Annotated in this window: 16 protein-coding genes; 15 read left to right on the forward strand and 1 reads right to left on the reverse strand. The window is 68.9% G+C overall.

Going from position 1 to position 21,153, the window contains the following annotated elements; all coding sequences use genetic code 11:
- From ACFQ9R_RS04255 to ACFQ9R_RS04300, 10 genes are all read left to right on the forward strand, one after another.
- A partial coding sequence (locus tag ACFQ9R_RS04255) for an SDR family NAD(P)-dependent oxidoreductase (protein WP_378988902.1) occupies nt 1-2,700 on the forward strand: 2,700 nt, incomplete at its 5' end.
- A 29-nt stretch (nt 2,701-2,729) separates the two neighbouring features.
- Complete coding sequence (locus ACFQ9R_RS04260) at nt 2,730-4,976, forward strand: beta-ketoacyl synthase (RefSeq protein ID WP_378988904.1); 2,247 nt, start codon at nt 2,730-2,732, stop codon at nt 4,974-4,976.
- The gene (locus ACFQ9R_RS04265; RefSeq protein ID WP_378988906.1) at nt 4,954-6,207 is read left to right on the forward strand and encodes an MFS transporter; all 1,254 of its coding nucleotides are present in this window, start codon (nt 4,954-4,956) and stop codon (nt 6,205-6,207) included. Before ACFQ9R_RS04260 ends, ACFQ9R_RS04265 begins: the two co-directional genes overlap by 23 nt.
- Nucleotides 6,208-6,267: 60 nt before the next feature.
- On the forward strand, nt 6,268-7,185 hold the full coding sequence (locus tag ACFQ9R_RS04270; RefSeq protein WP_378988908.1) for an acyl-CoA desaturase: 918 nt from the start codon (nt 6,268-6,270) through the stop codon (nt 7,183-7,185).
- A gap of 12 nt (nt 7,186-7,197) precedes the next feature.
- A complete protein-coding gene (locus ACFQ9R_RS04275) occupies nt 7,198-7,455 on the forward strand; it encodes an acyl carrier protein (protein WP_056810906.1) in 258 nt (85 codons plus the stop codon).
- Between the two features lie 2 nt (nt 7,456-7,457).
- On the forward strand, nt 7,458-8,351 hold the full coding sequence (locus ACFQ9R_RS04280) for a class I SAM-dependent methyltransferase (RefSeq protein ID WP_378988910.1): 894 nt from the start codon (nt 7,458-7,460) through the stop codon (nt 8,349-8,351).
- Entirely contained in the window at nt 8,348-9,607 is a 1,260-nt protein-coding gene (locus tag ACFQ9R_RS04285; RefSeq protein WP_378988912.1) for a cytochrome P450, read from the forward strand. Before ACFQ9R_RS04280 ends, ACFQ9R_RS04285 begins: the two co-directional genes overlap by 4 nt.
- The gene (locus ACFQ9R_RS04290; protein ID WP_378988914.1) at nt 9,604-10,341 is read left to right on the forward strand and encodes a thioesterase II family protein; all 738 of its coding nucleotides are present in this window, start codon (nt 9,604-9,606) and stop codon (nt 10,339-10,341) included. Before ACFQ9R_RS04285 ends, ACFQ9R_RS04290 begins: the two co-directional genes overlap by 4 nt.
- Nucleotides 10,342-10,349: 8 nt before the next feature.
- On the forward strand, nt 10,350-12,008 hold the full coding sequence (locus ACFQ9R_RS04295; protein ID WP_378988916.1) for a fatty acyl-AMP ligase: 1,659 nt from the start codon (nt 10,350-10,352) through the stop codon (nt 12,006-12,008).
- Nucleotides 12,005-13,213, forward strand: a complete 1,209-nt coding sequence (locus ACFQ9R_RS04300) for a cytochrome P450 (RefSeq protein WP_378988918.1) — start codon at nt 12,005-12,007, stop codon at nt 13,211-13,213. Before ACFQ9R_RS04295 ends, ACFQ9R_RS04300 begins: the two co-directional genes overlap by 4 nt.
- Before the next feature lie 3 nt (nt 13,214-13,216).
- Here ACFQ9R_RS04300 and ACFQ9R_RS04305 read toward each other — a convergent pair whose 3' ends face one another.
- Entirely contained in the window at nt 13,217-14,011 is a 795-nt protein-coding gene (locus ACFQ9R_RS04305; protein WP_378988920.1) for an MBL fold metallo-hydrolase, read from the reverse strand.
- A gap of 254 nt (nt 14,012-14,265) precedes the next feature.
- Between ACFQ9R_RS04305 and ACFQ9R_RS04310 the strand changes: the two genes are divergently transcribed.
- The 5 genes from ACFQ9R_RS04310 to ACFQ9R_RS04330 all read left to right on the forward strand — a co-directional run bounded on the left by ACFQ9R_RS04310 (nt 14,266) and on the right by ACFQ9R_RS04330 (nt 21,125).
- Nucleotides 14,266-15,030 (forward strand): tyrosine-protein phosphatase, encoded by a 765-nt coding sequence (locus tag ACFQ9R_RS04310; protein ID WP_378988922.1) that lies wholly within the window; start codon nt 14,266-14,268, stop codon nt 15,028-15,030.
- Between the two features lie 207 nt (nt 15,031-15,237).
- Entirely contained in the window at nt 15,238-17,472 is a 2,235-nt protein-coding gene (locus ACFQ9R_RS04315) for a SulP family inorganic anion transporter (protein WP_378988924.1), read from the forward strand.
- A 220-nt stretch (nt 17,473-17,692) separates the two neighbouring features.
- Nucleotides 17,693-19,918 carry a SulP family inorganic anion transporter gene (locus tag ACFQ9R_RS04320; protein WP_378988926.1) on the forward strand — a complete coding sequence of 742 codons (2,226 nt, stop codon included), beginning with the start codon at nt 17,693-17,695 and terminating at the stop codon, nt 19,916-19,918.
- A gap of 44 nt (nt 19,919-19,962) precedes the next feature.
- On the forward strand, nt 19,963-20,454 hold the full coding sequence (locus tag ACFQ9R_RS04325) for a TIGR02611 family protein (protein ID WP_378988928.1): 492 nt from the start codon (nt 19,963-19,965) through the stop codon (nt 20,452-20,454).
- Nucleotides 20,451-21,125 carry a (2Fe-2S)-binding protein gene (locus ACFQ9R_RS04330; protein ID WP_378988930.1) on the forward strand — a complete coding sequence of 225 codons (675 nt, stop codon included), beginning with the start codon at nt 20,451-20,453 and terminating at the stop codon, nt 21,123-21,125. Before ACFQ9R_RS04325 ends, ACFQ9R_RS04330 begins: the two co-directional genes overlap by 4 nt.
- Nucleotides 21,126-21,153 lie beyond the last annotated feature (28 nt).

Raw genomic sequence — 21,153 nt, forward strand, 5'->3', positions numbered from 1 at the left:
GCGTTGTCGCTGGATCTGGAGGCCGATCTCGGGGTGGATTCGATCAAGCGGGTTCAGATCATGGGTGCGGTCGGTGAGCGTATCGATGGTGTGCCTGCCGTGGGTCCGGAGCAGGTCGCGGAACTGCGGACCCTGAACGACATCGTCGATTTCGTCGCCGGCTCCGCCGCTCCCGCCGCGACCCCGGCTGTCCCCACGGTCGGTGGCGGGTCGGAAGCCGCCGGTGCACACGGGTTTCAGCCGGGATCCAGCCAGGACGGGATCGAAGACGATCCGGTGCTGCTGCGGATCGTGCCGGTCGCACTTCCCGACATCGACCGCCTTTCCCAGCCCTACGCCGCGGAGCGGACGGCCCTGATCCTCGACCACGGTGACACCACCGCGGCGACTCTCGCGACCGGCCTCGAACAGCAGGGCTGGACCGTGCACACGGCCGCCGTCGCGGCCCGCGACGATGCCGGCGTAGCCGCATGGGACGGCGCCACCGTGCGGGGGGCGATCGAGTCCGCGCTGAAAGATGTTGCGCGGCTGGATCTGTGCCTGACCGTCCTGCCCGCGGACAGCCAGTGGCTGGTGGGCGGTCATCGGCTCGCCGATACCATCCACACCGCCACGCTGGTGCACGACCGCCTGGTCGCGACCGCCGAAGCCGGGACACGGGCGGCGTTCGTGACGCTCACCCGCATCGACGGCGTGCTCGGCCACCGCGGTGAACGAGCGGCCGCCGCCGCCGTTGTCGGCGGGGTCAGCGGTCTGGTGAAGACCCTCGCGCAGGAAGCGCCCGGGCTGTTCTGCCGGGCATTGGATCTCTCGCCGCACCTGACCGACGAGGCACTGATCGTCTCCTTCCTCGCCGAGCTCGACGACGCCGCGATCGACGCTCGCGAAGTCGGGGTCGACGCCGATCACACCCGCTGGACACTGCGCCCGCAGGCAGTCGACAGCACGGCCACGGCCACCGAACTCGCCCTCACCACCGACGACGTACTCGTTGTCACCGGTGGCGCACGGGGAGTGACCGCGCGGTGTGTTCGTGAACTGGCCGCTCGCAAGCCGTGCGAGTTCCTCTTGCTCGGCCGCACTGAACTCGAGGACGAGCCGGAGTGGGCGGCAGGCGTCGCCGACGACGCGCTCAAGGCCGCCGCCATCGCCGCCGTGCGCGCCGCGGGCGAGCAGCCGACGCCCAAGCAGGTCGACCGCCTCACCCGAAACCTGCTGGCACAGCGCGAGATCCGCGCGACCGTCGACGCGGTGGCCGAGACCGGCGCACGGGTGCGCTACCTCGCGGTCGACATCACCGACGCCGACGCGACCGAGCGGGCACTCGCGCCGGACGCGGGCCGGATCACCGGCATCGTGCACGGGGCAGGCGCCCTCGCGGATTCCCTGCTCCCCGCCAAGACGGCCGACGACATCCGCCTCGTCCTCGCGACCAAGCTGGACGGGCTGTACAACGTGGTCACCGCCTTGCGCGAGGCCACGCTCGGGCACCTCATCCTGTTCGGGTCGGTGGCCGGGGTGTACGGCAATCCGGGTCAGGCCGACTACGCGGTCGCCAACGAAGCCCTCAACCGGGCGGCGGTGAGCTGGCGACGGCAGGGTCTGGCCGGCCACATCACCACCGTCAACTGGGGTGCGTGGGACGGCGGCATGGTGACTCCGCAGTTGCGCGAAGTCTTCCTCGCCCGCGGTGTCGCGCTGCTCGGGATGGACGCCGGAGCCCGGATGTTCGCCGAACAGTTCGCCCCCGGTCGCGCCGACGACGTGTCGGTGCTGGTCGGTCCCGCGGCACCGCTGGCCACGGCCGTGACCCTCACCCCGACAAGCTCTTTCACCACGCACCGTGATCTCGCGCCGCTGGCCGGCGACGCGGTGATCGGTGATCATCGAGTCGGCAAGTTCCCGGTGTTCCCGGCGGCCGCCGGACTCGGCTGGGCGATCAATGTGCTCGAGCGCGCCAACCCCGGCCTGCGGGTGGTGGAATGCACCGGCTTCGAGGTACTGCGGGGCATCGTCTACGACGGCAAGGACGAACGCTCCTACCGGCTCGAGGCACAGGCGGGGACCGTCGTCGACGATCGCCTGAGCGTCACGGTCTGGATCCGCAGCGACGAACCGGGCAAGACACTGGCGCCGTCGCACTTCACCGGCACCTTCCTCCTCGCCGCTGAAACATGGCCCGCCCCCGTCGTTTCCGATTGGCCGGGCTACGCGATCGGTGTGGGACCGGAGAACGGGCTCGATGTCTACCGTGCCGCGGACCTGTTCCACGGGCCGCTGCTGCAGGGCGTGCGCCGCATCCTGGAACGAGCCGACCGCCGCCTCGTCGTGGAAGGCAAGCTCCCCGACGCTCGCCTCGGCACCGGCAACTACGCGGGGGCACTGCACAGTCCGGTGCTGGCCGACGTCGCGATCCAGGCCGGCGCGTTGCTCGGTGTGTGGTTCATGAACTCGGCCTGCCTGCCGCTGTCGATCGGGCGTATCGAGTACTTCGCCCCCCTGCCCGACGACAGTTCGTTCGTGCTGGTGGTCGACGACCTGCGTGCCAACGCGACCGGCACCGAGGTCACCGTGACCGTCACGGCGTGTGCTCCGAACGGCACTGTGCTGCAGCGCTACTCCGATCTCGCCGTGATCGCCACTCCGGAGATGACCGAGAAGTTCGCCGAGGCCGTGCGGTTGCGCGAGCAGCGCGCGTGAGCATCGTCGATGTGAGGAATGGAGATCCGATGACCATCACACCACTGGACACCCTCGACTTCGACGGTGAGCCCTTCGACGTCCTCGCCTGGTCGCTGGCACTGGAGCCGGCCGTCAGCCCCGCCCCCCGATCGTCATCCACAGCGCCGGAGGCCCCGGCGCCCAGCTCGGCGGTGCCCGCGGTGCGACACACCACCGCACCGGCGCAGTCGGCCACCGCACCGGCGCCATCGGCCACTGTGCCGGTGGCGGCGGGCGGTACACCCGCCGACCCCATTTCCGCCCTCCTGCACGAGGTCCGCTCCGAGCTGGTGACGGCGCACTTGTCGGCGATGGACGTGCAGACCGCATTGCAGCGGCGCGCGCTCGCGAGCCTCGGTCGCGGCGAGCACATCGCCCGGACCGACACGGGCATCGCTCCCGCCTCGCCCACCTGGGCGGAACAGTCCTTCGCGGTGATGGTGGACTACACGCCGGCAACCGGTCTGGCGGTCTCCGCGGCGCCCGGGCACCCGGTGGTCTTCGAGCTGCCTGCGCCCGCGACCACCATGAACGCCTTCAAGTTCCTCGCCCGCACGCCGATCACCACGCTGAACGGCGCCGACCTCGCGGCGCTGGGCAGGGGCGAGATAGCCGCCGTCTTCGGTCCGGCCTACGACCAGGAAGGCGTCAACCCCGACATCCGGCTGACCGACGGCACCCACGCCACCCTCACCGAGGTGCTCGAGATCGCCGGACGTGAAGGGCCATGGGCCAGAGGGCGATTGCGCGCCACCTGCCGCGTCGACGGCCCCGATCCGGTCACCGCGGCAACCGAGCTCACCTGGCAGGCCGCCCAGGTCTTCGCGGTGCGCGCGGGCTTGCAGCTGTGCCTGGCCGGGGCCCGATTCCAGGCGGGGGAACCCTTCGAGGTGACCGTGTCCGCGCCGATGACAGGCCCCGTCGAGCTGATCGCCGACGTGGTCCAGATCGACCTGCTCCCGCGTCCCTGGCTCCGGATCAACGCCGAGATCCGGTGCGCGGGCGCAGTGGTGGCGCGCGTGCACGGCCTCACCCTCGAGGTCGCGGAGGAACCGGGTCTGCCGATCGGTCCCGAGGCCGGCGGTGAGATTCCCCGATTCCTCGGCCGCCGCAACGCCTTCGGTCAGCGTGCGCTGCTCGGCGAATTCCACATGACCCACAGCGCCCGCGGTGATCTCGGCATCGCGCTCGGCCCGGAGTTCTCGGCCTACGCCGGCCGCAGGGCCACCCGCATGCCCAACCACGGACTCCAGCTCTGCGACCGGGTCATGGCCGTCGACGGACGACGCGGACAGCTCGACGCGGGCAGCTCGCACACCGAGTACGACTCGCCCGCCGATTCCTGGTACTACCTCGAGTCGGCCGATGCCTCCATGCCCAACGTCGTCTACATGGAGACCTCACTGCAATCGGCGCTGCTGCTCGGCTACTTCCTCGGCGCGACCCTCACCTCGCCCGGGGAGGATTTCAGCCTGCGTAATCTCGACGGCTCCGCGACCGTCCTGCGCGAAGTCGACTTGCGGGACAAGACGATTCAGCAGACGAGCAGGCTGACCGACACCACCGTCCTGGTCGGCGTCGTGTTGCAGACGTTCTCCTACGAACTCTCGGTGGACGGTGAACCGTTCTACGCGGGGCAGTCGCTGTTCGGGTTCTTCAACGCCCCGGCGCTGGCGAACCAGAACGGACTCGACAACGGCGAGCTCGTGCCGACCTGGCTCGACAGCCAGGACCGACGTCCCGACGTCCGCGTGATCGACGTGGCGGCCAGACGCGCGGCGGGTACCGGCATGCCGTGCGCGGTCGGGCATCTGGCGATGCTCGACCGCATCGAGACCGTCGACAGCGCGGGCACCTACGGGCTCGGCTACCTGCGTGCCACCCGTCCGGTCGCCGCCGACGACTGGTTCTTCGGCTACCACTTCTACCTCGACCCGGTGATGCCGGGCTCGCTCGGGGTCGAGGCGGTGATCCAGGCGATGCAGGAGTGGACGGTCGACTCCGGTCTCGCCGCCGAGCTGGTCGCGCCGGAATTCGTCCTCCCGGTCGGGGTGTCGCTGTCGTGGCGGTATCGCGGGCAGATCCTGGCGAGCGACGAGCTGATGACCCTCGAGGTGCACATCAAGAGCGTCGAACGGCGACCCGGCCGGATCCGGGTGATCGCCGACGCGAGCGTCTGGAAACCGAGCATGCGGATCTACGAACTCATCGATGTCGCCGTGGAGTTGCGCGATGCCGGCGCCCGACCCTGGTGAGGCGCCGGGGCATTCGGTGATCGTCACCGATGCCGCGCCGTCGTCGATTCGGTGGCTGCCGGTCCTGGTGCTAGCGCTCGGCGCGTTCTGCGCGGGGACCGACAACTACCTCGTCGCCGGGGTACTGGCACCGATGGCGGCCGACCTGCGGGTCTCCATCACCGGTGCCGGGCTGTTCGTCACCGGCTACTCCCTGGCCTACGCCCTGGCCGCGCCCGTCGTGGTCACCGTGCTGCGGGTGCGCTCGCCCCGGCGGCTGCTGCTGGCCGCGACCGCGCTGTTCGCCGTCGTGAATCTGCTCGCGGCGGTGGCCTGGGCGCCGGGGGTGATGGCGGTGGCGCGCGTCGCGGCCGGGTGCGTCGCGGGGATCTATGTCCCCTTGGCGGCCGCGGCGGCGGCCGGCATGGCCACGGCGGATCGTCGCGGCCGGGCGCTGGCGGTGATCCTCGGCGGCATCTCGATCGCCACCGTGGCGGGCGTGCCGCTCGGGGTGTGGGTCGCCGGGTTGTCGTCGTGGCGGATGGCGTTCGTCGCCGTGGCCGTGGTGGCGCTGATCACCACTGTCGGTGTGGCACTGACGGTTCCGGCGGGCGAGGCCACACCCGTGGTGTCGCTGCGACAGCGGCTCGCACCCCTGCGGCACCCACCGGTGTGGCTGGGGCTCGCGGTGACGATCTCGGCGATGACCGCCGGATTGATGATGTTCACCTATCTGGGCCCGATCTTCGTCGAGGCCCAGGGGGTGGGCGCGGGCCATGTCGGCACGTTGATCATGGCGCACGGCGTCGGGGCGATCGTCGGTCTGTGGGGCGGGAGCGTGCTGGTCGACCGATTCGGTGCCCGGCCGGTCCTGCTCGGCGCGTTGACACTGTTCACCGTGAACCTGACGTGGCAGCCGATCGCCGCGCAGACCCTGGCGACCACCGTCGCCTTCGTCACGATGTGGGGTGTGGTCGGCTGGGCGTTCCTGCCCGCGCAGCAGCACAGCATGATCGCCGACGCGAGCCCGGAGCAGGCGCCGATGCTGTTGTCGCTCAACGGGTCGGCGTTGTATCTCGGCGCCGCGCTCGGCTCGGCGATCGGCGGAGCCGTGATCGCGGTCTTCGGGGCCGATCGCATCTGGATGTTCGCTATCTGCTTCGGCGCGCTGAGTGTGGCGCTGTCGTTGATCCGTCATAAACAATTCCGATCCGTCGATCGGCAATTGTCACACGCCGTCGCCGACCGTTGAACCCCGGTTACGGTAATAATGTTGCGCCCGGTTTCTATACCGCCTGAGGTGAATTGAGCAATGAATCCCGATCCGCGCAGAAAAACGATCAGTAGTCCCTATATTCATAGACTGCAACGACGTCACTTCCTGCTGTTCGATATTCTCCCGATCATCGGCACCGTCGTAGCTTTCGCCTTCCTGCTGGTCCGGCCCTTCGGTGTGCTGGAATTCGCCCTGCTCTTCGGGATGTGGCTGCTCACCGGGCTCGGCGTCACGGTCGGCTATCACCGGCTGTTCACCCACCGCACGTTCAAAGCGGCGCCGTGGGTGACGTGGGTGCTCGCGATCCTCGGCTCGATGGCGGGCCAGGGCCCGGTCATCTCCTGGGTCGCGCTGCACCGGCGCCACCACGAGTACAGCGATCGCGAAGGCGACCCGCACTCGCCCAACCTCGCCGGTGACGGCCTGCGTGGGGCGCTGCGCGGCCTGGCCCACTCGCATTTCCTGTGGATGCGCCGCCACGAATACCCGAACGTGGTGCACTACGCGCCCGATCTGATCAAGGACCGGAACCTGGTCCGTATCGCCCGCCTCTACTACTACTGGGTGGGGCTGGGGCTGCTGATCCCGACCGTGATCGGCGGCCTGGTCACGATGAGCTGGACCGGCGCCGTTTCCGGCCTGCTCTGGGGCGGGCTGGTGCGCATCTTCGTTCTCGAGCACATCGTCTGGGCGATCAATTCGTTCCTGCACATGTTCGGCACCCGCCGGTACGAATCCCGCGAGAACAGCCACAACGGCGGTGTTTTCGCCCTGGCGACGCTGGGGGAGTCGTGGCACAACAATCACCACGCGTTTCCCGAGTCGCCCTCTTTCGGGTTGGACTGGTATCGGCTCGACCCCGGTTTCTGGCTCATTCGAACATTGGCATTCTGTGGTCTCGCCTGGGACCTGAAAATGCCCTCTGCCGAACGCATGGCAGCCAAGCGAATCTAAGGAATTCTCACCATGGATACGAGTAAAGAAGCCATTGTCACCTGGTGCCAGGAATACCTCGCGAGTCTGCTCGAGGTACCGGCCGCCACCATCGACCCGGCCACCGATTTCGACCGCCTCGGCATCGACTCGGCCCTGGCCGTGGCGCTGCTGATCGAAGTCGAGGACCGCTACGGCGTCGATCTGGCGCCCGAGGACCTGTTCGACAACCCGAACCTCGACGCCGTCGCCGCCTACCTGCACGAGCAGAGCCGGCGGAGTGTGGGGTAGCGATGTCGGTCCATACCGAGCGGTCCACCGCGGCCGCCGCAGCGATCCGTCATCACTACGACGCGGGTAACGACTTCTATCGCCTCTGGCTCGACGAGTCGCTGTCCTACTCCTGCGCCCTGCGCGAAAACCCCGACGACACACTGGAAATCGCCCAGGATCGCAAACTGCGATACCACCTGGACGCGATCGACGCCGAGCACGCCACCTCGGTCCTCGACATCGGCTGCGGGTGGGGCGCGATCCTCGAACGCTCGGCAAAAGCCGGGGTCGCCCGGTCCGTCGGGCTCACGCTCAGCCCCGAGCAGGCCGAGTTCGTCCGCTCGCGCGCCTACCCCGGCGTCGAGGTGAGGACCGAGAGCTGGGTGCATTACGAGCCGGACACCCGATTCGACGGCATCATCTCGATCGGCGCCTTCGAGCACTTCGCGACCCCCGACGACTCGTCGGAACAGAAGATCGGCGTGTACCGGGACTTCTTCACCCGCTGCCGGGACTGGCTCGAGCCGGACGGCACGCTGTCGCTGCAGACCATCGCCTACGCGAACATGTCTCGCGACCAGGCCAGCGCCTTCATGCAGCAGGAGATCTTCCCCGACGCCGACCTGCCGACCCTGGCCGAGATCACCGCCGCGGCCGAGGGACTGTTCGAGGTGCGTTCGATCAGCAACGGTCGTCTCGACTACGCCTGGACGTGTGAGCAGTGGGCGCGCAGGCTGCGCGCGAACCGTGCCGAGGCCACCGAGCTCGTCGGCGCCGACGTGGTCGCGCGGTACGCGCGCTACCTGAAACTGTCGGCGCTCGGTTTCCGGATGGGCAAGATCGGCCTGCTGCGATTGGTGTTGGTGCCCTATCGCAGCGGATTCTTCACCGACCATCCGGTGCGGTCGGCATGACCACGCAGTCGTCCGATCCCGTCGCGCCCGCCCGGACCCGGGTGCGGTTCAACCCGTTCAGCGCCGAATTCCGGCACGACCCGTACCCGATCTACCAGCAGTTGCGCGAGGCCGAACCGGTGCACCGCACGCTCGGCATGTGGGTGCTCACCCGGCACGCCGAGGTGCGCGGCGTGCTGCACGATCGCTCGTTCAGCGCCGGGCTGATCCCCAGCCTGGTGACCCGGCAGGCCGAGCGGCTCGGCCATTGCAGCGTCGAGCAGATCGAACGTCTCGGGCGTAAGTCGTTGGTGTTCACCGACAATCCCGATCACGCGCGCCTGCGCGGACTGGTGAACCGGGTGTTCACCGCCCGGTCGGTGGAATCGCTGCGACCGCTGGTGACCCGGATCGCCGGCGACCTGATGGAGCGGGCCTGGCGCGACGGTGGCTTCGATGTGATCGCCGATCTGGCCGCGCCGCTGCCGGTCGCGGTGCTGTGTGAGTGGATGGACCTGCCCGAGGAGTTGCGCGGCCGAGTCGGGCCGTGGACCCACGACATTCGATTCCTGCTCGAACCCGGGATGATGAAAGCCGGGGACTTCGAGCGGGTCTGCGCGGTGGTCGAGGAGTTCGCCGCCGCCATCGACGCCGTGTTGCCCGAGCGACGAGCCCGGCCCGGCACCGATCTGATCAGCCAGTTGCTCGCCGCGCGGACCGGGGGCGGGGATGTGCTGTCCGACGAGGAACTGGTGTTCGTCTGCATCATGTGCTTCGTCGCGGGCAACGAAACCACCAAATCGCTGATCGGCAACGGCACACTCGCCCTGCTGCGCAATCCCGAGCAGGCGGCGCTGCTGCGTCGCGGACCGGAGTCGGTCGAGGCGGCGGTCACCGAGGCACTGCGCTACGACCCGCCGCTGCAGTTGACCAAACGACTGGCCACCCGCGATATCCAGCTCGACGTGGCCAGGATCTCGGCGGGCGAGCAGATCCTGGTGTGTCTCGGTGCGGCCAACCGCGACCCCGACGTCTTCACCCGGCCCGACGAGTTCGACCTGACCCGCACCGGCGGTGGACATCTGGGCTTCGGCCACGGTATGCACGGTTGTCTCGGCGGATTGCTCGCCGAATTACAGGCTCAGGTCGCCTTCGAGTACCTGTTCGTCCGCTCGCAGTACCTGGAATCACGGTCGGCGGAACTCGAGTGGCAGGACCACAGTTTCATCGTGCGCGGCCTGAAGAGCCTTCCTGTCGATGTGCGGCGGGCATCATGACCGGCACCGGACTGGTCAAATCGTGGTTGCGCAGTGACACCGCGCCCGCGGCGGTACGACTGGTGTGCATTCCGCACGCGGGCGCCGGGGCGTCGTCGTTCAACCGCTGGCCCGACCTGTTCGGCCCCGAGATCGGGGTGGTCCGCGTCCAGCTCCCCGGCCGCGAGGACGTCGCGCAGCAGCCGCCGCTGCACCGGGTCGGCGACGCGGTCGGCGAATTGGCCGGCCAGATAACACAATCGGGTGAAACGCCGGTGGCGATCTACGGCCACAGCATGGGCGCGCTGATCGCCTATGAACTGGCTCGCGCGCTGACCCTCGCCGATCGAGCGCCGATCCATCTGTTCGTGTCCGGTCGCCGGGCACCGCACCTGGCGGCGAGTCGCGCGGTCCTGCATCGCCTGCCCGACAACGAATTCGCCGATGCCATGGCCGCCATGGGCGCGTGGGGCGCGGCGGGTCGCAGCGCGAGCTTCCTGCGGTACGCGCTGCCGCTGACGCGGGCGGACCTGGAGTTGTCGGAGGAGTACAGCCACCGGTCGCAGCCCAGGCTCAGCTGCCCGATCACGACCTTCTACGGCACCGAGGACCCGATCGCCGATCCGGAGGAAGTGTGGGCCTGGGGCACGCTGACCGACGGTCCGTTCGCCACGCACGAGTTCACCGGTGATCACCTGTTCCACCATCGACACCGCGCGGCGATCGCGGCGATCATGACCGCCGCCCTGACCTGAGGACCGACGTGCAGCTTCTTCCCGACATCCTCGCGCGTCGCGCCGTCGACGAGCCGGACCGCATCGCCTACATCTTCCTCGACGACAACGGTGCCGAGCACACCACCACGACCTATCGCGAACTCCACGACGCGGCGATGGCGGTGGCGAGCCTGCTGCGCGAGCGGTGCGAGCCGGGCGATCGCGCCCTGCTGGTCTTCGGGCAGTCCGTCGAGTTCATCACCGCCTACTTCGGCTGCCTCTACGCGAACATCGTGGCGGTGCCGGTGAATCCGCCGCGCCGCGGCAAGGTTCAGGACTCGACCCGCGCTGTCGTCACCGACTGCGCGCCCACGGCCGTGCTGACGATCGGCGCGGTGCTCGAGCCCCTGCGATCGGTGCTCGAACCGGTGTGCACGGCTCGCCAGTGGCTAGCCGTCGACGAATTGCCCACGGCGGAAACTGCTTTCGTGCCGGAGGTCCTCGATCCGGATTCCGTGGCGTTCCTGCAGTACACCTCCGGGTCGACCTCCGCGCCCAAGGGTGTGATGGTCACGCATCGAAACCTGGTGGCCAACGAGGAGATGATCCGGCACAGTTTCGGCCACGACCGTGAATCCACCGTCGTCGGCTGGGCGCCCTTCTTCCATGACCAGGGCCTGATCGGGAATGTGCTGCAACCGGTGTATGTGGGCGCCACGTGTATCCAGATGTCGCCCACCACGTTCATCCGGCGGCCGCTGCGGTGGCTGGAGGCCATCTCGCGCTATCGCGCGCACACCAGCGGCGGCCCGAACTTCGCCTTCGATGCCTGTGTCGCGCGCGCGGCGGCGGGCGAGCTGCCCGATCTCGACCTGAGTTCCTGGAAGGTCGCCTTCAACGGCGCCGAACCGATCCGGGCCGAGACCCTGGACAGGTTCGCCAAAACCTTTGCCCCACTGGGTTTCAGCGCCCAATCGGTCTTCCCGTGCTACGGGCTCGCGGAAGCCACCCTGCTGGTGTCGGCCAGTGGGAAAGGTCGCGGTCCGCGATTGCTGGACGCCGATATCGACGCGCTCGCCGACCGGCGCTACGTCGCGGCCACCGCGGATCAGGGGCGCACGCTCGTCGGCTCGGGAGTGGTACTGCCGGGTGAGTCGCTGCGCATCGTCGACCCGGAGACGGGCGAGCCCTGCCCGCCGGATCGGGCAGGCGAGATCTGGGTGGCGGGTGACCATGTGGCCCAGGGCTATCGGGGCCTGCCGGAGCTGAGCGCCGCGACCTTCCAGGCTCGCATCGCCGACGATGCCGAGCGCGCCTACCTGCGCACGGGCGACCTCGGCCTGATCGTCGACGACGAACTGTATGTGGTGGGCCGGCTCAAGGACATGATCATCATCCGGGGCCGCAACTACTACCCGCACGACATCGAGCACACCGTGGCCCGCGCGCACCCGGCGCTGCGACCCGGCAGCGGCGCGGCGTTCGCGGTACCGGGGCGCGACGGCGAGAAGCTGGTCGTCGTCCAGGAGCTCGAGCGCGACGCCGATGCCGATGCCGATGACATCGTGGGGGCCATCCGGGCCGCGGTGACGCAGGAGCACGAACTCGCCGTGGCGGACGTGGTGCTCGCCGCGCCGAACACCGTGCAGAAGACGAGCAGCGGAAAAATCATGCGAGCAGCAGCGAGAAAGCGGTACCTGGAATGAGCACCGAGACCTACGTCTTCGATCCCACCGCACCGGGATTCATCGACGACCCCTATCCGCACTACGCCCAGCTGCAGGCCGCGGGACCCGCGCAGCAACATCCGCTCGGGTTCTGGATCATCGCCCGGCACGCCGATGTGGCCGCGCTGCAGCGCTCGGCGCACTCGGTCGACGAGGCGCACCTGCGGCATCTGCCCGCGTGGAAGAGCGGCAGCGCCGAGGTCCGCAAGGAGAGCCGGGTGATGGGCGGGCTGTCGATGCTGGACCAGGACCCGCCCGACCACACCCGCCTGCGGCGGCTGGTGTCGAAGGCCTTCACCCCGCGCGCCATCGAATCGCTGCAGCCGCGCGTCGAGGAACTCGTCGAGGAGGCGCTGGCCCGGATCGCCGCCGCGGGCACCACTGATGTCATCGCCGAACTGGCCTTCCCGCTGCCCTTCACCATCATCTCGGAAATGCTTGGTATCCCCGTCGGCGAGCACACCCGCCTGCGCGAGCTGACCGCGATCATCGTGCTGGTGTTCGAGCCGTTCGCGAGCGCCGAGACCCAGGAACAGATCAGAGCCGCCAACCAGGAACTGTTCGGCATGGTTCGTGAGCTGATCCGCTGGAAGCGCGCCACCCCTGGCGACGACCTGCTCTCCGCGTTGATCAGCGCCGAGGACGACGGCGACATGCTCAGCGAGGACGAGCTGATCTCGCAGGTGATGTTCCTCTACATCGCGGGCCACGAGACCACGGTGACCCACCTCGGCAGCGGAATCCGCTCGCTGCTGCAGCATCCGGACCAGGCGCGGCGGCTGCGGAACGAGCCCGACCTGGCGGTGAGCGCCGTCGACGAGCTGATGCGCTTCGACACCCCGGTGCACCTGATGCGCCGGATCACCGTCACACCGTTGCGCGTCGGCGAGCACGAGATCCCGGCGGGCAGCTGGGTGATCGGCGCGCTGGCCGCCGCCAACCGGGACCCGGAATTCTGGGGCCCCGACGCCGACGAATTGCGTCTGGACCGGCCGAACGCGCACCAGAACGTCTCGCTCGGCGCGGGCATCCACCACTGCCTCGGCGCCGCCCTGGTCCGGATGGAAGCCCGGATCGTGTTCCCGCGCTTCGTGACCCGCTTTCCCGAGGCCACGGTGGTCGACCAGACCTGGAACGGCCGGATCAACCTGCGCGGCCTCGCGGCACTGACGGTCGCGGTGTAGGGCTCAGCTCGGCTGTTCGGCGGGCACCGAGAACCGCATGCCGGGTCGGCTCAGGTGCACGGGCCCGTCGAACTCCGCCGACACGTCGTCGCGTCGTGCCTGCTGCCACTGCGGCTGTGCCGAGCCGAGATGGGTCAGCACCACCGAGCGCGCCCCCGCGGCCGCGGCGGCCCGCCCGACCTCGGTGGCGCACAGATGGCCGTGAGCTGTGTGATCCGGCTCGGCGAGGGTGGACTCGGCGAGAAAGATGTCGACATCGGCGGCGAGCGCGACCAGGTTGTCGTTCCAGCCGGTGTCGCCGGTGAACGCGATACTGCCGGTGGGACTTTCGATCCGGATCCCGCAGGCGGGTTCGGTGTGCACCATGGGCACCAGCTCGATGCTGCAGTCGGTGAGCGGATACGTTGCGCCGCGCTCGTACTCGATGACCTCATAGGCCAGGTCGAACGCCCGATTCAGGTCGGGGAAGGTCTTCACCGGGAACAGCGCGGCGAGCTGGTCCAGTCTCGCGCGAGCGCCTTTCGGCACGAACAGCTTGATCCGGCGGTCCGGGGCGTCGGGGGCTCTGCGCATCGCCTGCTTGCCGATGGGCAGCACGTCGTAGCAGTGATCCAGATGCAGGTGGCTGATCACCACCGCGTCGAGCAGGCTCGCGTGCAGGTAGTTGCCGAGCATCACCGCGACCCCGGGACCACAGTCGAGCAGAATTCTCGACTGGCCGGTTTCGACCAGATAGCCCGAACTGGCTGCGCCGTCGGCGGGCATACCGGCTCGATTTCCGACGATTGTCAGGTGCATGCGACATACCTTTCGACACGGGAGTTTTCGTGCCGACGGTATCGATGAGAACGGCTGCCGCCGACTCGTATCGAATATTTCGATCCGTCCATCGTATTTCGCGATCGAATCGACGTATGAAGTGTTCTGACCTGCGCAAATAGTCGGAAGCTCGTTCGGGGAGAGCGGATTTCGGAATGGGGGAGGCTCGGCACCGAATACCGTTGATCAATGTTTGGCAGCAGGTGCTGCGAAAAGTGAGAACGGGGATTGTGATGACCAATGGTGTGAGTTCTGCGATGGGCCGGGAATTGCCGCTGCGCGGTGCGGTGAACGCGCGCGATCTGGGTGGATTGCGCACGGTGGACGGGCGGCAGGTGCGTCGCTTGCGGGTGTTTCGGTCGGATCTGCTCACCCGGCTGGATGCCGGGGACGTGGCGTTTCTGCTCGCCGACTGTGGACTTCGCACGGTCGTCGACCTGCGCGCGCCGGACGAGATCGTCACGGACGGAACGGGCGCGGTGGTCGATGCCGTCGCCGACTACCGGAACCTGCACGTCTACGGCGCGGACCGGGTGCGGCTCGACCTCACCGAGGTCTCGCCCGACGGGAGCATGTTCGACCGGTACTGCGAGTACCTCGAGCACAGCAGCGAGAACATCGCCGCCGTGCTGCGTCTGCTCTCGGTTCCCGGCCAACTGCCCGCGCTGATCCACTGCGCTGCGGGCAAGGATCGGACCGGCGTGGTGATCGCCCTACTGCTCGCGGTCGCCGGGGTACGCGCGGACGACATCATCGCCGACTACGCCGCGACCACCCCGAACATCGCCGCGCTACGGGCTCGCGACGGCCGGCCTGCCCGACCGGACGACGCGGCCGATCGGCTCCCCGCCTGGGTGTTCGCCGCCGACGCGATCACCATGCGTCAGTTCCTGACCCACCTGGACACCGAGCACGGTGGCCCCACCGCGTGGGCGACCCGTGCCGGTCTCGACCAGGCGACGCAACGGCAGCTCGCCGAGAACCTGCTCTGTGACTGAGGTCACAGAACGACGGCGATTCCGTCCCATTCTTCCCGGAACGTTTTCTAATGCTTGGGAAGTTCTTTACTATTAATCCGACTCTGTGTCTGGGGTCCGATCTCTTCGAGCAGTGCTGCAGATCCGCCGTTCGCTCGCAGCTCAGCATCAATTGCCAGTGCATGTTCGACCGATGAACCGGGAGCTCACCCGCCCCGGCGAAGGAGAATGATGACCGACAATGATCCGGGCACTACTACGACCACTACCATCGCCACGGCGCGCCCGATGTCGTGCACGTCTATGAAAGCTGTTCTCCAGCAAGATCTTCCAGCGTCACTCGTGGTCTTCCTCGTGGCCCTGCCGCTGTCGCTCGGCGTCGCACTGGCCTCGGGCGCGCCGGTGGTCGCCGGGCTCATCGCCGCCGCTGTCGGCGGGGTGGTTGCCGGGTTGCTCGGCGGCTCGAAGGTTCAGGTCAGCGGGCCGACGGCGAGTCTCGCCGTCGTCGTGGCGGGAGCCGTTCAGCAATTCGGCTGGGCTGCTATGTGTTTCATCACGGTCGGCGCGGGTGTCCTGCAGATTCTGTTCGGGCTCAGTCGGATCGCGCGCGCCGCGCTGGGCATCGCGCCGGTCGTGGTGCACGCGATGCTCGCCGGCATCGGAGTGGTGATCGCGCTGCAGCAGGTCCACGTCCTGCTCGGCGGAGCGACGGTCAGCTCGCCGTGGGCGAGCATCGTCGCGCTCCCGCATCAGGTGATGTCGGTGCAGAAGGGCGACCTGTTCGTCGGGCTGCTCGTGATCGCCGTACTGATCGGATGGCAGTATCTGCCGCGCCGGGTACGGGTGGTGCCCGGCCCGCTCGTCGCGGTGGTGGCGGCGACGGTGGTTTCGCTGGTGCTGCCGGTGACGGTGGAACGGGTGCGCCTCGACGGCTCACTGCTCGACGGTATCGGGTTGCCCGCGCTGCCGCACGGCGGGTGGCTGCCGATCGCGCTCACCATGCTCACCATCGCCCTCATCGCCAGTGTGGAGACGCTGCTCTCGGCTGTCGCGGTCGACAAATTGCGCCCCGATCAGCGCACCGACTTCGACCGGGAACTGCTCGGTCAAGGTGCGGCGAACATGGTCTCCGGCGTGCTGGGCGGCCTCCCGATCGCGGCGGTCATCGTGCGCAGCATCACCAACGCCAACGCGGGCGCCCGCAGCCGGGCGGCCACCGTGCTGCACGGTGGCTGGATCCTGGTGTTCGCGATCGTGCTGGTCGGTCTGGTCCGCCAGATTCCGACAGCGGCGCTGGCCGGGCTGCTGGTGCTGATCGGGGTGCAGCTGGTGAAGCTGGCGCACATCAAACGTGCCCGCCGCACCGGTGACATCTACGTCTACCTGGTCACCGTGATCGCCGTGGTCGCGCTGAACCTGTTGCAGGGCATGCTGATCGGACTGGTCGCCTCCTTCGCGCTGCTGCTGTGGCGGGTCGTGAAGTTCACCATCGCCGCGGCCCCGCGCGAGGGCGGGACCTGGTTGGTGCGCATCGCGGGCACCTGCACTTTCCTGGCCGCGCCCCGGCTCACGTCCGAACTGGCGAAGGTGCCTGCGGGTGTGGACGTGACCGTCGAACTGAGCGTGGACTTCCTCGACCACGCGGCGTGCGAGTTGCTCTCGGAATGGGCCGACGCCCGTGAATCCGGCGGTAGCACCGTCGATTTCGTCGAACTCGGTGCCGCGAGGATGGCCCGCACCCACGACGGGCCCCCCGAGCACGGCCATGCGCGTAAAGCGGTCGACGAGGCGATCCGGCCGTGGCGGCGCAGCGGCGGCGTCGACCCGATCGCCGCGGGCATCGCGGCCTACCATCGCCAGCACGCGCACCTGATGCGCCCGCACCTGGACGGGTTGCGGCACCGGCCCGATGCCGACACGTTCTTCCTGGCCTGCGCCGACGCCCGCATCGTGCCCAATGTGATCACCAACAGTGGTCCCGGCGACCTGTTCACGGTGCGCAATGTCGGCAATCTGGTGCCGGTGGGCGGCTCCGACGTCTCGGTGGAAGCGGCGCTGATCTACGCGCTCGACAAGCTCGACGTGCGCTCGGTGGTGGTGTGCGGGCACAGCGGCTGCGGGGCGATGGAAGCGCTGTACGGGCAGGTGCAGGCCGGGCCCGGACTCGACGACTGGCTGGCCCATGCTCAGCCCACGCTGGCGGCGTTCCGCGCCGGTCACCCCGTCGCCGAGGCAGCCAGGCTGGCGGGCTTCGGCCCGGTCGACCAACTCGGCATGGTGAACGTGGCCCGGCAGGTGCAGACCCTGATCGACTATCCGGCGGTGCGCAGTGGCATCCAGGAGCGCGGGGTCGCGGTGTCGGGGCTGTTCTTCGACCTGGCGACCGCGCGGGTCATCGAGATCACCGCCGACGGGATCGCCGACTTCGACGAGGCCCGTCGGGCCGCCGCCGAACCGGTGTAAAGCGGGGTAGTTGTGGGTCACACCACACACTGCCTGCCGTTATGGCGAGACCCACTATGTGTGCGGCACACTGGCTTTGCCAATTCTTTACTAATAGGTTGGATCCATCCGAACCCGGTTCGCCGTTGCACCGGATCCTTCGATGCTCCCGTCCCTTTGCTTCACCGTCCTCGTGATGATCGGCCTCGGCCCAGCGCCGGGAGCCGGCGAAGGAGAGTCAATGTCTGTCGAGAACGACCTTGCCCCGCCCCACGCGGACGGCTCGTCGAACGAGTCGTCCCGTCCCGCGTGGCAACAGACGCTGTTGCGTCACGATCTGCCCGCCTCCATCGTGGTTTTCCTGGTGGCACTGCCGCTTTCACTCGGCATCGCGGTCGCCTCCGGCGCGCCGATCGCCGCCGGTCTCGTCGCCGCCGTGATCGGTGGTGTGGTCGCGGGCCTGCTCGGCGGCTCGGTCCTGCAGGTCAGCGGTCCCGCCGCGGGTCTGACCGTGGTCGTCGCCGAGTCCATCTCGCAATTCGGTTGGCGCGTCACCTGTTTCATCGTCGTCGCCGCCGGTGTGCTGCAGATCCTGTTCGGGCTCAGCCGGATCGCGCGGGCCGCGCTCGCCGTCGCCCCCGTGGTGGTCCACGCCATGCTGGCCGGCATCGGCATCACCATCGCCCTGCAGCAGGTCCACGTGCTGCTCGGCGGCTCCTCGCACAGCACCGCGCTGCGCAACCTGATCGAACTCCCCGGACAGCTGCTCGCGCTGCACGGTAGTGACGCGCTCGTCGGCGCCGTGGTGATCGCGGTGATGCTCGGCTGGAAGTACGTCCCGCCGAAGCTGCGCGCGGTGCCGGGCCCGCTGGTCGCGGTGCTGGTGGGCACCGTGCTCTCGCTCGGTCTGCCCGAGGTCGAGCGCATCGCCCTGAGCGGGTCGGTCTTCGACGCGCTCGGCCTGCCGGAACTGCCCTCGGGCAACTGGTCCGCCGTCGCCATGATGGTGCTGACCATCGCATTGATCGCCAGTGTGGAGAGCCTGCTCTCGGCCGTCGCGGTCGACAAGATGCACACCGGTCCGCGCACCGGATTCGATCGGGAACTCATCGGCCAGGGCACGGCGAATGTCGTCTCGGGCCTGGTCGGTGGCCTGCCGATCACCGGTGTGATCGTGCGCAGCGCCACCAATGTGCAGGCGGGCGCGCGCACGAGGGCTTCGACCGTGCTGCACGGACTCTGGATTCTGCTGTTCTCGGTGGCGCTGGTCGGCCTGGTGGAGCAGATCCCCAAGGCCGCGCTGGCGGGTCTGCTCATCGTCATCGGCATGCAGCTGCTGAAACTGGCCCACATCCGGTTGGCCCGGCGCACCGGTGACCTGCTGGTCTATGTGGTGACCGTGCTCGGCGTGGTGTTCACCAACCTGCTCGAAGGCGTGGTCATCGGCCTCGCCCTGGCGTTCGGGCTGCTGCTGTGGCGGGTCGTGCGCGTGCAGGTGGCGGCGACCCCGTTGCCCGACGGGCGCTGGCAGGTCCATATCGACGGCTCGTGCACCTTCCTCGCCTTGCCGAAACTGTCGGGCGAGCTGGCGAAGGTACCCGCGGGCGCCGAGGTGACCGTCGAGATGACCGTCGACTTCCTCGATCACGCCGCGTTCGAGGCGATCGAGGAGTGGCAGCGCCAGCAGGAAAGCGGCGGTGGCCGTGTCGATTTCGTCGAAATCGGCAGTGCGCGGATGGCCGATACCCCGGCCGCGCCGCCGATCCGCGGATTCGGTCGCGCCGCCATCGACGAGATACTCGGTCCGTGGCGGCACCAGAAGTCCGGCGGCGACGCGGTGACCGCGGGCGTCGCGGCCTACCATCGCGGCCACGCGCACGTCGTGCGATCGCATCTGGACGGGCTGCACGACAGTCAGGACCCGGACTCGTTCTTCCTGACCTGCTCGGATTCGCGGATCGTGCCCAACGTGATCACCAACAGCGGTCCCGGCGACCTGTTCACCGTGCGCAATGTGGGCAATCTGGTCCCGGTCAGCGGTGACGATTCCGTCGAAGCGGCACTGAGTTTCGCGTTGGACAGCCTCGCGGTGCGCTCGGTGGTGGTGTGCGGGCATTCCTCGTGCGGTGCGATGAAGGCGGTGCACTCCGCCGCCGCCACCGAAGGCGGCTTGAGCTCCTGGTTGCGGCACGCCGAGCCGACGTTGGAACGGTTCCTCGCGGGCCATCCCGTGGCCGAGGCGGCCAGGGCGGCCGGGTACGACGAGGTGGACCAGCTGAGCATGGTCAATGTCGCCGTGCAGCTGGAGACCCTGGGACGTAATCCCGCGGTGCGCCGGGCGGTGACCGAGCGCGGATTGGCGGTGTCGGGGCTGTTCTTCGACATCGCGACCTCGCGGGTGCTCGAGGTGACGCTCGACGGGGTCAGCGCGATCGACGATCACGCCGCACTCGCCGTCACCGGCTGACGACACCGCGACCGGTCGGCGGTCGGACTCGTAGTCTGGAAATCATGACCAGCGATCCGACCGCCGCCGAGCGCGTCACCGACGGCCCCGACTCCGTGGACGAGGAGTCCACGGCCGAGCCGGAGCGATGGGACGGCTTGAAGGAACGCGGGCGCGCCTTCCGGGCACACATCGCCCAGCGCCCTACCCTCGACCTCGGCTACCGCATCGTCGTCGGCGTGGTCGGTGGGCTGGTCCTGCTCGTCGGGATCGTCACGATCCCGTACCCCGGACCCGGCTGGGCGCTGGTGTTCGCGGGATTCGGCATCCTGGCCACCGAGTTCGTCTGGGCCCACCACACCTTGACCTGGGTGCGCGGCAAGTACCGGATCGTCATGGACTGGTACACCTCGCGCGGTTGGTTCATCAAGGTGCTCGGCGCGGTGGGCACCTTCGCCCTCGTCCTCGTGACGTTGTGGCTGCTCGGTACATTTTCGATGGTCGCAGGGTGGATCGGAGTCGATTGGCCATGGTTACACAGTCCCCTGATGTCGTGAGCACTGTTCCCGGCCACGTCCTCACCGACCCCGCCTGGATCGCGGCGCGGATCGACGCGATGAGCCATACCTGGGGCACCGATGTTCCCCGGGTCGCGGGCACCCTGTGGTGGTGCATGGTCGCCTCGACGCTGGTCGAGCAGATCGCCGTCGCCTACGCGGCGGGCACGCCCGCCCCGGTCGCCGCCCTGGGCGAATTCGAGTGCGTGGTCCGGCCCGACGGTGGTGTCGAACACGCGCAGTTCCACCGGGTGCCGGTCGATGCGACCGGCCGTTCCGTGCGCTCGGACGTAGGTGGCGAGACCGGTGCGGCAGCGGCGGACGAGGTCGCTGCCGCCTTGCGTGACACCCTGACCGCCGTGATCACTCAGGTCGCGGCGGTGTCGGGGGCCGGGATTCCGGCGCTGTGGGCGGTTGTCGCCGATGCCATCGGCAACCGGGCGCTGGACGCGGGCTCCCCGGACGCGGCGACCAGGCTGGCCGCCGACGTGGGCGCGCGCCTGCCCGCACCGCGGTTCGTCACCGTCGCGGGCCGCACCTTCGTCCGCCGCGCCTCGTGCTGCCTGGTCTTCGAGGCGCCCGGCCGCGAGATGTGCACGAGCTGCCCGAAACGCTCGCCCGCCGACCGAGCCGAACACCTGGCCGCCGCCGCGCGCGCTCGGACCTCCTAGGTCCATCGACACGGCCCACGCGCGCTCC

Source organism: Nocardia sp. NPDC056541, assembly GCF_042794235.1.
GTDB lineage: Bacteria > Actinomycetota > Actinomycetes > Mycobacteriales > Mycobacteriaceae > Nocardia.

What these genes read in the sequence shown, in the direction of transcription:
- ACFQ9R_RS04260 (WP_378988904.1), top strand. Translation starts at nt 2,730, where the DNA reads ATGACCATCACACCACTGGACACCCTCGACTTCGACGGTGAGCCCTTC.
- ACFQ9R_RS04265 (WP_378988906.1), top strand. Translation starts at nt 4,954, where the DNA reads ATGCCGGCGCCCGACCCTGGTGAGGCGCCGGGGCATTCGGTGATCGTC.
- ACFQ9R_RS04270 (WP_378988908.1), top strand. Translation starts at nt 6,268, where the DNA reads ATGAATCCCGATCCGCGCAGAAAAACGATCAGTAGTCCCTATATTCAT.
- ACFQ9R_RS04275 (WP_056810906.1), top strand. Translation starts at nt 7,198, where the DNA reads ATGGATACGAGTAAAGAAGCCATTGTCACCTGGTGCCAGGAATACCTC.
- ACFQ9R_RS04280 (WP_378988910.1), top strand. Translation starts at nt 7,458, where the DNA reads ATGTCGGTCCATACCGAGCGGTCCACCGCGGCCGCCGCAGCGATCCGT.
- ACFQ9R_RS04285 (WP_378988912.1), top strand. Translation starts at nt 8,348, where the DNA reads ATGACCACGCAGTCGTCCGATCCCGTCGCGCCCGCCCGGACCCGGGTG.
- ACFQ9R_RS04290 (WP_378988914.1), top strand. Translation starts at nt 9,604, where the DNA reads ATGACCGGCACCGGACTGGTCAAATCGTGGTTGCGCAGTGACACCGCG.
- ACFQ9R_RS04300 (WP_378988918.1), top strand. Translation starts at nt 12,005, where the DNA reads ATGAGCACCGAGACCTACGTCTTCGATCCCACCGCACCGGGATTCATC.
- ACFQ9R_RS04305 (WP_378988920.1), bottom strand. Translation starts at nt 14,011, where the DNA reads ATGCACCTGACAATCGTCGGAAATCGAGCCGGTATGCCCGCCGACGGC.
- ACFQ9R_RS04310 (WP_378988922.1), top strand. Translation starts at nt 14,266, where the DNA reads ATGACCAATGGTGTGAGTTCTGCGATGGGCCGGGAATTGCCGCTGCGC.
- ACFQ9R_RS04315 (WP_378988924.1), top strand. Translation starts at nt 15,238, where the DNA reads ATGATGACCGACAATGATCCGGGCACTACTACGACCACTACCATCGCC.
- ACFQ9R_RS04320 (WP_378988926.1), top strand. Translation starts at nt 17,693, where the DNA reads ATGTCTGTCGAGAACGACCTTGCCCCGCCCCACGCGGACGGCTCGTCG.
- ACFQ9R_RS04325 (WP_378988928.1), top strand. Translation starts at nt 19,963, where the DNA reads ATGACCAGCGATCCGACCGCCGCCGAGCGCGTCACCGACGGCCCCGAC.